The sequence below is a fragment of the Aquimarina sp. RZ0 genome (genome assembly GCF_008370685.1).
Classification (GTDB): domain Bacteria; phylum Bacteroidota; class Bacteroidia; order Flavobacteriales; family Flavobacteriaceae; genus Aquimarina.
In genome coordinates, this window is record NZ_VTZU01000075.1 from 20355 (window position 1) to 31848 (window position 11494).

5 protein-coding genes are annotated in these 11494 nt (G+C 33.3%); 3 read left to right on the forward strand and 2 right to left on the reverse strand.

What is annotated here, in order from left to right:
* Positions 1-234: 234 nt before the first annotated feature.
* Entirely contained in the window at positions 235-3687 is a 3453-nt protein-coding gene (locus F0000_RS21965; RefSeq protein ID WP_149626875.1) for a T9SS type A sorting domain-containing protein, read from the reverse strand.
* Between the two features lie 637 nt (positions 3688-4324).
* On the opposite strand from F0000_RS21965, the gene F0000_RS21970 reads away from it, so the two are divergent.
* Complete coding sequence (locus F0000_RS21970) at positions 4325-4945, forward strand: hypothetical protein (RefSeq protein ID WP_149626876.1); 621 nt, start codon at positions 4325-4327, stop codon at positions 4943-4945.
* Here the strand turns inward: F0000_RS21970 and F0000_RS27915 are convergent.
* A complete protein-coding gene (locus tag F0000_RS27915; protein ID WP_188112222.1) occupies positions 4935-5525 on the reverse strand; it encodes a hypothetical protein in 591 nt (196 codons plus the stop codon). The genes F0000_RS21970 and F0000_RS27915 overlap by 11 nt on opposite strands.
* A 686-nt stretch (positions 5526-6211) precedes the next feature.
* Between F0000_RS27915 and F0000_RS21980 the strand changes: the two genes are divergently transcribed.
* The gene (locus tag F0000_RS21980; RefSeq protein ID WP_149626877.1) at positions 6212-9676 is read left to right on the forward strand and encodes an RHS repeat domain-containing protein; all 3465 of its coding nucleotides are present in this window, start codon (positions 6212-6214) and stop codon (positions 9674-9676) included.
* Positions 9677-9681: 5 nt separating this feature from the next.
* Positions 9682-11494: DUF6443 domain-containing protein (locus tag F0000_RS21985; protein WP_223148936.1), on the forward strand; the 1813-nt coding region annotated here is incomplete at its 3' end.

The following is an 11494-nucleotide window of genomic DNA, read 5'->3' on the forward strand; positions in this document are numbered from 1 at the left end:
AATAAGCGCTGAAATATACAATTTTAACCTATATGACGCATCATATCAAAAATTGTTACAAAAATAAGGGGTAATTTTTACAGCTCAAAAAAATAGTGTTCTGTAGACAGTCGAGTAAATGAAAACTAAAAAATATAATTTTTTAAACGTACTTTGAAGTGTTACCGAGGCAACAGTCTCTTTTTATTCTAGTGTTTATTAGTCTTTGTTTTTTTTAAAAACTATGGTTTTTAGCTATTTCTTAATGATAAATTTTTTCTGTATTTCCTTTTGATTATTTGATTTTTTTATGCTAATAAAATATAATCCGTTTTGAAAATTTTCTACATTAATGATTTCAGTATTTTTGTGTCCCTCGGTCAAAATTCCTGTATATATTATTTTGCCAGAAATTGTGCTTATATGATAAGATAAGCCCTCATTACCAAATTCGGCATTAAAATCCAGATATAACTTATCTTTAGCTGGATTAGGGTACAGTGTAATTTGAATTTCTAATAACTCTGCACTTCTGGTAAATGGAATTAAACTAAATTTCTGGTTGTCATTTTGTTTATTAAAACTCCAAATTTTGAGATTCCCTCCTTTTCCACCACTTTTGTCTAGTGCAAACTCCACACAGTGTACAGGGTGTAAAAAATGATTACGACCTATTTTAGTTATATACCATTTTTTATGATCATCATTTGCATTAGTCCAGGTACTCACATTACTTCCTTTTATGCATCCGGCATTATCAACCTGCAGGTATCTATTAGTTCTTATATTCTTAATGGTATGTACACCATTACCAATATGTTTAAAATCCCATTGCTGATCCTGCCACTTTTGAGCATTAATCATTTGTGCATTGTGATTATCAACTATACGCGCCGCTATATTCTGGTGGGTACTATTACTTTGGATATTATATAACCCTTCTATAATTGCTCTGTTACTATTTGATATTTTTTCTATTTTTAAAGAAGAAGCCAGGTCGTTAAAATCTACACTTGTAAGACAACCTGTGTCATCAATTAGCTCAACCGTTTTTCCGGATAAATTGTGTTGATATATTGTTGCTTTAAATCCTGCTGAAACCTTTATAGAGGATAATTGATCATTAGGAAAAAGAGCCGTAAATTCGCCAAAATTATAGATTCCTTCATCAAATGTTGCACTACGCCCACCAAAATTGCAATTTGTATACACAGTAACGCCTGTTTTACTATTAGCATCTTCGGGCCGATAAGATGTACCGCGAATATTAAATTTGAAGTAATATGCATTATGTTTTCCAGTCAAACGATCTGTAAAATATTCTATGATGACTCCAGTACCATTTCCATTATTATCAATAACAGGATCGTTTCTAGTATCACCATCAGATGCTGTCTTTCTAAGATATGCTTTTAACGTATCATCATTGTTGAAATTGTATTCTCTATGATTCGTGTTATTATGAGTTGAATTTCCATATAATCTTTTACCCACGTTATCTTCTATCTCTCCAGCTATTGTAACTTTGAAATCTCTAGTATTAATATCGAGCGTTTTATCTAATTTATCCCCCTTTTCGGTGAACTTAAACTTTCTGTTTCTATTTTCGCTAAATACTTTGTTGATGTTACTAGTACCCCATATTTTATAAGGATTTGTGGGCATTTCTCTTCGATCACTTGGGGATGCTTGCCAGGTAACATTATGATACACATGCTGTGCATTAGCGCTTTGATTACCTTGTCCAGGGACATTTTCTTTACCTCCTCTACGAATCGAAGTTTCCCATCCATAAAATTTAGTACTCGAAAAAATGATATTGTCTACTCCTGATAGAACGAGTATTCCTGTTTTACCGGAAGCTTTATGGTCTTTGTGTGCATGAAAAATGCTGTTTTTGAATAGATAACCAGAACTTGATGTAGAGTAAAACCCAAAACGGCTGGAATTAAGGACTGTAAAATCATTTATGACAGAATGAACAGATGTACCAGCTCTTTCGTTTCTAAATTGTGAACGCATACCATCAGCACACATATATGATATATTCCCCTTGAATTCTGGGATAGGGTTTTCACTGCGAGGTACTTTATTTCTAATAGGAAAAATATCAATTCCCATACTTTGTTTTATTAATTGTGTATCTACCAGGTCTATGACAGGGTTGCTGAGTTCTGTGCCGCTTCCTTGATATTCAAAACCTATGCCAGCAGAATTTGCAACATTATCTATCATTCGAATATTTCTCCCTTGCATGGCAAAAGCTCCATTTCCCATAAAATCATCATCTATAAGATCTCTTCTTCTACGAAACAAGAATTTTGGATCTTTACTTGTAAAATTGCTTCCAAATCTTGGATCTCCAGCACTTACAAAATTGTGTTCCCATAATCCAGCTTCTGATCCACTTTCAGAAATCATTCCAGCCCCAGCTACCTGAAAAACTACGTTATCTATAAAGTCTGCATTTCCATCATGATGTACCATTCCCCATCCTGGCGAACGCCAAATTGCATTCCCTTTTGCCAGAGCAGCCTTATCACTATTTACAAAAGTTCGGTGAAAATGAAATGCATATCTTCCTCTTTGATTTTGAATATCTTTGGGATCTGCTTTGATATATTGTGGATTTCCGTTAGAATCTTTTGGAAGTATAATTTTTGGATCGTTATGAAAATCTTCAAATGTATATTTGAAGTCATCTAATGGAGTAGATTTATCTGTTCGCCCTAAATCCCAGAATGCTGCATGTTGAATTTTTACATTAGCATTATGCATAAACATAGTATGACCTCTTCTTGTTACATTCTTATCTAGTAAAGTAGTGTAATAAGATCTAAATGTTATATTACGTGTTAAATTTCCAATATACGGATAAAAATTAAAGCCTGAAATATTTCTGTGTCCTCGACTTTTAGAATCTACAGTGATCGTATTGCCGCTTATTGATTTTATTATTTTTGTCTCACTTCCACGGATCCAATTTGTAGCACCAATAAAAATTCTATCTCCTACTTTCCAACCTTTGGGTATGCCAGGAAAATTAATGGTAGTTTTATTTTTTTCTATGTTAGTATTTAGTTGTATAAAATCATCTATGTCAAAACCTTTGATGTCCACAGCCCCCATAGAAATAAGCCCTAAACTCAGTTGGGTAGGATCCCATTTATAACGACCTAATACTCCGGAACCGTCTTGTATATTCACTTTTCCTTCATGATCCTTTACTGTAAATCCATCACTGAAATGGTTTTTGATAGCATTATTCCAATGGGCTCCTCCAATTTGATTTCTTTTCTTTTTTTCGATGTCAAAGGCTTTAAAAACAATATCAGTAACTGTATTTGGACTGCTTGAAGAATCCATCTCTAGCAATGACATCATCCCATTCATCCAGGTATCGACTACCAGTTTTATTTTTTTTCTATTCGTAGGTTTGAAAGTCATTGTGCCTTCATTAGAAATAGCAAATATGTGAGCATCGCTATTGATATCATAGTTTACTGATAATCCTGATGGGATCAATACAATAGATGCTAGACCCGGAATTCTTTTTCCTTCCCAGATATCTGGGTTGGACCAATTTCCATTATTAACAACTTTATGAGTGTATAAATTGTGTGGTATTAAACTCCCATGTTGACTGTAACCTATATAAGATTGCAGTAAAATAAATAGCAACGAACATAATACGGTTATTTTTTTCATAATTTAAAATAAATTTGGGTGTTATTGACAGTTTGCTATTTAGTTTGTATTGATTTTGATAAACACTTTTATTCATAGTACTTGACAGTAGCTATCAATAGCATTAATTATTAAACGATTAATAAGTTTACAATTTGACTAAATATATGTATAGAGAAATAATAGCTTGAATTGATTCTATTAATTGTTCATATTGATTTATTATTTGTTTGTGAATAATAATAATGCGCTATTTTATATCGCTTAATTAAACCATAATCTTATTTGAATTCTAAGAGTAATTAAGAACTTATATGTCTCTTTCTGGTTCCATCTATAATGAGAGCACCATTTAATTTCTGATAGAGACATACTTTTTGATCGGTTTAGGAAGCGAATAGTATCTTTATTGGCTTATTATCTAATTTCACTTTTAACTTAAAAACAAAGACTAAACGGACTTCAAAAATATAAATATGATTATTCTCATTGTATATGTGTGAGATTAGTTCTATCTTTAAGACTGGGGCGTAAAATATTGTAAATCAATAGATCAATATGGTTGTTGATTATGGATAGATTAATAAAGTAAGGAAAGATTTGTATTTGGATGACGTGTATAGAAAACCTATTCATAAACCATTTAAATAAATTTACTATGGGATCAATTAATCAATCTATCAGTACTTATAAAGACACAATTTTGACTTCGTCAAAAAGTCATATTACCAGAACAAAGCTTATAAAACCTATTACCTATGCAAATGATAATTGTATAGCTATTGATAAGGATAATGAGCTAGATTTCTTTAGTTATGAAGATCATGCAATAGTACATGCAGATATGCCAAAAATAATTCGTAGAAGGCTTTGGTTACAATTATACAGCAAGAAGCATACACGAGCTATCATTAAGTGCCCTACTAAAAACGGTAATTATACCTGGTTATTAATAGATATCGAATCGAATCTGGATATGTGTGGGGAAATCACATCTTATCTTGGGAGAAGAAGGATAATATATTGTGAAGATACGATACAAGAAATAGAAGGGTTATACAAGAAATTGGTATCCATAGAACAGGCGATGAGTGTAGGAGTAGCAGAAAAGTATTTTGCAGAATTGCTGCTAAGAAAGGGAAAAACATATAACCAGTACCTGGAAGCGATATGTCCAACGACTATCAAAAAAAATACGGTTGAACAAAAAGTATTGGATACATATAATTCTTTTGACAAGAAAAAGAATAAAAAAAGCATGGCTGTTGTTACACCCTAATCACAAAATGTTCTTTGGCTTGTTCTTTTCTAACAAAAATAAGTCCTAGATCAAAAATATGTATGGTTACACGACTAGCAGGGTGTTCTTTTATTTCTTCCCAAATCTCGTCATTTCTTTTAGAACAATTGATAGTATTAAGAATGATAAGAGAATCATTATGTGTCTTCAAAAGTAAGTTTTCTAGTGCATTGTGGTGAGTTTTGAAATAATCAACATCCAGGTATAATAGATCAAAGGTATCTTCACTTTCTATACTATGGGATATTGATACCATATTGTCTATGGATACGATTTTGGATATCGCAGCAATAGGTTTTGCCTGTAGATATACCTTTTGATATCCAAGGTAAGAAATCAGGCGATGTAGCAGTTTTGCCTTTTTATAACTGAAAGGAACCGAATAGTCTCTACAAACAGATTTTATCAAAGGATAGCATTCTTTTTGTGTTCGGTCATAAAAACATTTAGTTGTTAAGTTATATACAAAAGGAGAATGCACTCCGTGCTGGTTGGTGGAGCTAAGAAGGAATTTTATATAGGATTTCCCCCGGGATATGATATTCCTTATTTCTTTCAATTGAAGTTGGGGTTTTGTTTCATTAATACCATTTTTTAACCTGAATTACACAAAGAAGTCGTTTAACCTTTTTTCAATTTGCTATAAAAATCCCTTTTTTTACTCAATTTTTGTCTTTTTCTTACTCCGTAACGCTGCTATGAAGTGCAGAAAACACTTCAATTGATCAAAAAAATACTATTTTTCGCCTGTATCAAAAAAGTTTAAACCACTTCAATAAAACCATATCTTTTACAACAGCTATCAAAAGAAAAATTTGTAATAGTTTGAGCTATGCCGAATTTTTATAAATTCCTTAAAACCACAGTGTTTTATTTTCTTATGAATACGTTCAAATCAGGATTGTATACGAAACAAAATTAGTTCTTTTTAGCTGTTTATATTCATCTTTTTTTAAATCTAAAATTCATTGATATAAAGTAAGTGTTTCTATACTGCCTTAAGATCCAGGCTGTAGCGAAGATAAAGGTTGTAGCTTAAAAATTATTCTCAATAGATTCATTCTTCATTTCTTTCATATTGGTTTAGTGTTGTGCTTTTTTTGTTGTGATCAAGTAATTGATTTACAGTGGTTAATTAGATTTTTTTAATAAAAAATGATTTTTAGGGGTAACATATATGGTATCTACGACACTTAGTTATGTATCAAGAGGTTAATATACAACTTGAAAACAAATTTTTTAAATATGAAAAAACTAATAATAGTATCGACGATTCTATTAGTGATTACAACTAATAGTACTGCTCAGGTTATTCAAGAAGAATCACAGTTTCAACCACCACAAGTAATCCCCCCTTCACCCAATGCAGCTTCTTTAGGTCAATATGGGGATATACCTGTAAGTTATTATACAGGTGTTCCAAATATCTCCATACCCTTGTATACTATCAAGTCTGGGAATATAGAATTGCCTATCGGCTTGAGTTACCATGCTTCGGGGATAAAAGTCGCTCAGGAAGCTAGTTGGGTAGGTCTAGGTTGGGGACTCAACAGTGGAGGTGTTATTACAAGAACTGTAATGGATGAAGATGATCTTGATAGTTATAAATTTGGTTTTCAAACTTCTAGTACACCACTCCCACCAGCAATTCAAGATCCTGATTATACTAGTACAGATTTATTTGAAACTTCTCTAATTCATAATGGCTCAAAAGATTCAGAGCCTGATATTTTTAATTATAATTTTTTTGGTAAAACTGGTAAAATGGTTTTTCCTAAAGGAGGTACACATCCAGTTCTCATAGAGCAAAATAATTTAAAATTTTCTTATTCGATTAATGAGGGTTGGGTCGTTACCGATGCCAATGGTTGGAAATACTATTTTAGTGCTATAGAAACTACCAGGATAGTAGGTCGGGGGCTTAATGAAGGGGCTGTTTTAAATACGTCATATTATCCACTTAGAGAAAATTTCAGAGATGAATTCTCCGAGGACTATATTACAACATCCTGGTATCTTAGTGAAGTTATAAATCCTAATGGAGATAGTATAAAGTTTGTTTACGATACTGAGAATACTTATAGAACAATTTCCCAACAAAGTATTGACGAAACTAGGAGAAAAAGTCGACTTATAAGAGCCGTAGGGCCTACAGCTCCATTTTCTATGGTACAAAATAATGTTACTGTATCCTTACCAGTAGTCACGGATGTTTACTTAAAACGTATTGAATATAATAATGGATATGCGGTATTCAATACAATCGACAGACAAGATTTAAGAAAACGGCCAGAAGATGGGGATTCTGTTGTAAAAAACCCCCAATGCTTGGAGAGTATAGAATTCTTTGATCTAAACAATACGTCATTAAAAAAGGTCAACCTGCAATATAGCTATTTTAATGCCCAAAGTAGCAGATGTGTAAATAGTGAAAATTGCAAACGTTTAAGGCTAGATGCTGTACAAGAATCATTTAAATCTGGAGATGGGTATGTGACTAAACCTAGTTATAAACTAAATTACAACACCCAAAAACTACCAGAAAAAACATCTTTTTCTATAGATTATTGGGGCTATTTTAATGGAGGTGAAAATAACCGTATTCTGCACGCTAATTATAGTGATATGGAAGAAAATGCTTCAACTGATCAAGTATCTAGAATTACTGGAAATACAAGTAATAATTATTCATATAAAAGCCTAGTACCTATGTTCATAAAATGGGAAGGTACATTAGGTTCCCAATCTGCTGCTAAGAAATTTTTATCAGGCGCCAATCGTCAGGTAAATCCTGCGCTTATGAAAGCAGGTATCTTACAGAGCATAGAGTATCCAACTGGAGGAACTACGTTTTTTACGTTTGAGCCTCACGATTATTCAAATCCAACAGGTAGGCCGTACGAAGTAACAGAGGCAGAAACCTCTATTGTTTTAAAATATGATTATTTTACAGCTCAAGAACTTATAGATCGTGGATATCCAATGGATCAAATAATAGAATGTTGTTTAACGAAAGAACAGCAATTTGAATTACGTGCTCGAACCTTGGTTAAGATAGACTATAACTTTAGGTATGAAAATAATGGAAGTCATGTATCAAGTTTAATAAACCTAACACTAGGAGGAACAATTTTTGAATTGAAACCGCCTGATGAGACTCCAACTGGTTTTAAGAACGGGGTATTTTACACATTTCTGCCTAAAGGAGTTTACTCTTTCAAAGTTAATGATCAATATCAAAAACGTTCAGCTTCTCAACTTACATTAACTGTTATTGAAGGAAAACTAGCTTCTAAAAATATTGCGGGAGGTCTAAGAATAAAAGAGATCGCCTCTACCTCAGCAAATGATATAATAACTAAAAAAGAAACTTTTTCTTATGAAGAAGCAGGTCTCTCTACTGGTAAATTAATAAACCCATTAATAAATAATTTTAGCCATGGTATACGGCAAACTGCTGTAGGTAATGAAGGAGGTGCATCATTTCATGATTATGCAATTTTTGAAAGAAAAGGCCATAATATAGTTAAATCGGGTGTTAGTTCACAGGGAAATATTGTTGGTTATGATAAAGTAAAGGTAACTAAAACGGATAGTACAGGGAATCATACTAATGGCTATTCTATTTATAATTTCCAGAATAGTCCAAATTTGCTACCACACGACTCTTATGCATATTTTCATGGAGTGCCTGCTTTTTCATTTCCAGGTAATGGTCAGTTACTTAATGAATGGCATTTTGGAGCTAATAATAAATTGGTATCCGAAAAAGAATATAAGTACGGTGGTACTTCCAGCAGTTCTTTTGAAATCAAAGGGCTTAAGGTAGTTAATGTTGCAAGTTTCATAACGAGTGTTGGATCAACAGGGAATTTAAATAGTTGGTCCTATACGATTAATTCAAAATGGATGTACCTTAATGAAGAAACAGAAACTACCTATGATCTAAATGGCCAAAATCCAGTCACAACCGTTACAACTTATGAGTACGGTAATGCAGATCACAAGAATGTTACTCAGACAGAACAGACCAATAGTGAAGGAAAAACCTTAACTAAAAAATATTATTATCCTCCCGACAGGCCTACGAATACTTCTATGAGTAATAGTGTTTTTACACAGATGACAGATGATAATGTATTGAATCCTGTCATAAAAGAGGAAACAGAAGTAAATGGTATATTAACAAGTAGTGTGATAAGAAATCATGAAGTAAAGACTCGTAATGCCAATGGAGAAGTTGTTTCGATGTATTTACCAGAAAATATTAGAAGTTTAAAAAATGGTAGTTCAAATGTTTACGAAACTCGATTGGATTTTATGGAATACGATAATTATGGAAATATATTGGAGGTGTCCCAAACGGGAGGAGCAATTACATCTTATGTATGGGGTTATAATAAAGAATACCCTATAGCCAAGATTGAAAACGCCACATATCAGGATATTGCTGAAGCCTTAGAGATATCCGTAGCTACCCTCAAAACCTATGGAGAAGATAATTTTTCTCAATTAAATCAATTACGAACTAGTTTACCCAATGCCATGATAACTACCTACACTTATGATCCACTTATTGGGATCACCAGTATGACAGATCCACGTGGCTATACGATGACCTATCACTATGATGATTTCAATCGTCTGGAATATGTAAAAGATGCAGAGGGGAATTTAGTTTCAGAAAATCAATATAACTACAAAAACTAATCAAGATGATACAAAATATATCAGCATATATCACAATAGCATTGCTTTTTGTAAGTTTTGTAACGATAGCACAGGTAGAAGAAAATGTGGTGATAAAAGATCATACCATTACCGCATCCAGTACACCAGCAGTGTCAAATATTAAGGCAACAAAATCCATAACGATTAAACCCACTACCTCGATCAAATCAGGAAGCACTTTTAATGCAGGAATCACAGAAGATGCCTACCAACCAATTACTTTAAGTGATACCGAAAATTATGTATTTAGCCGGATATATCAGACACCTATCACAGAAGCGGAGTTACACAATCCTGCGATAGGGATCAGTAATAACAGTGATGTTATAGAAAGTGTTACTTATTTTGATGGATTGGGGAGACCTAAACAACAGATAGGGATCAAAGCCTCACCAGATAAGCATGATATCATTACACATATTGCGTATGATGATTATGGCAGGCAAGACAAGCAATATTTGCCTTTTGAGCATCAAATTGCCAGTAAAGGAGGGTATAAAACGGTAAATATAGCCAATGATATCAATGCCTATTATAAAGCAACATATTCTAGTGATTTTGTTGGAGTTCCTACAAACCCGGAGTCTTTTAATGCATATTCAGAGCGTTTGTTTGAAGCTTCTCCATTAAACAGAGTTATAAAACAAGGAGCACCTGGTAAAGCTTGGAAGGTGAATCCAACAAATGATAGTGATCGCGCCATTAAATTTGATTGGGCGACCAATTCAGCTACAGAAGTATTTTATTTTAGGGTAGACTTTGCAGCCCCAACCAATACCGAAGCTCCGAGTCTTGTTAGGGATGCATACTACCCGGCAAATGAATTGAGAGTCACCATTACCAAAGATGAAAACTGGCTCCCTAATCAAACACATCCTAATGATCATACCACAAAGGAATATACAGATAAATTAGGGAGAGTGATCCTGAAAAGGACTTATAATGAGAATATAGCACACGATACGTATTATGTATATGATGATTATGGCAATCTTACCTATGTGATTCCACCAAAAGTAACATTAAGCGAAAGTGATGGTGTATCCGCTATAGAATTAAACGAACTATGTTATCAGTACAAATATGATCAAAGAAATCGATTGGTAGAAAAGAAAATCCCAGGTAAAGGATGGGAGTATATCGTATACAATAAATTGGATCAACCCGTAATGACACAGGATGCCAATCAAAGAGCTAATAATGAATGGTTATTTACCAAGTATGATGCTTTTGGGAGAATAGCATTTACAGGATTACATATACAACCAGGAACTGTATCAAGAGGAACAATGCAAGGATTTGCAGATACTGGAAATTATACGCAGTATGTAACTAAAAGAGTTACATCCTTATCCGTTGCAGGTACAGCTATATATTATTCGAATGATGCAATACCTACTGGGATAAACAAGATATACACAATCAACTATTACGATGACTATGAAGTAGGAAATGTGGTAGCTTTTAATCCTGCTAATGGTTCCGGAATCTGGGAAGAAATGACAGCAACTGCAGAAGTAAAAGGCTTACCAACGGTTACACAAGTACGAGTGTTAGGAACTGATCAATGGATTATGACAGCTACCTACTATGATAATAAAGGAAGAGCCTGGGAAACCCACATAAAAAATGACTATTTGGGTACAGAGGATTGGATTTTAAATAAACTGGATTTTGCAGGCAAGGTGCTTAAAACCAAAACGACGCATAGACGAGATAGCAATGCTTCGATTGTTACTACAGATACTTTTACCTATGATCATATGGGTCGATTGTTGACACAGAAGCAAAAAATAG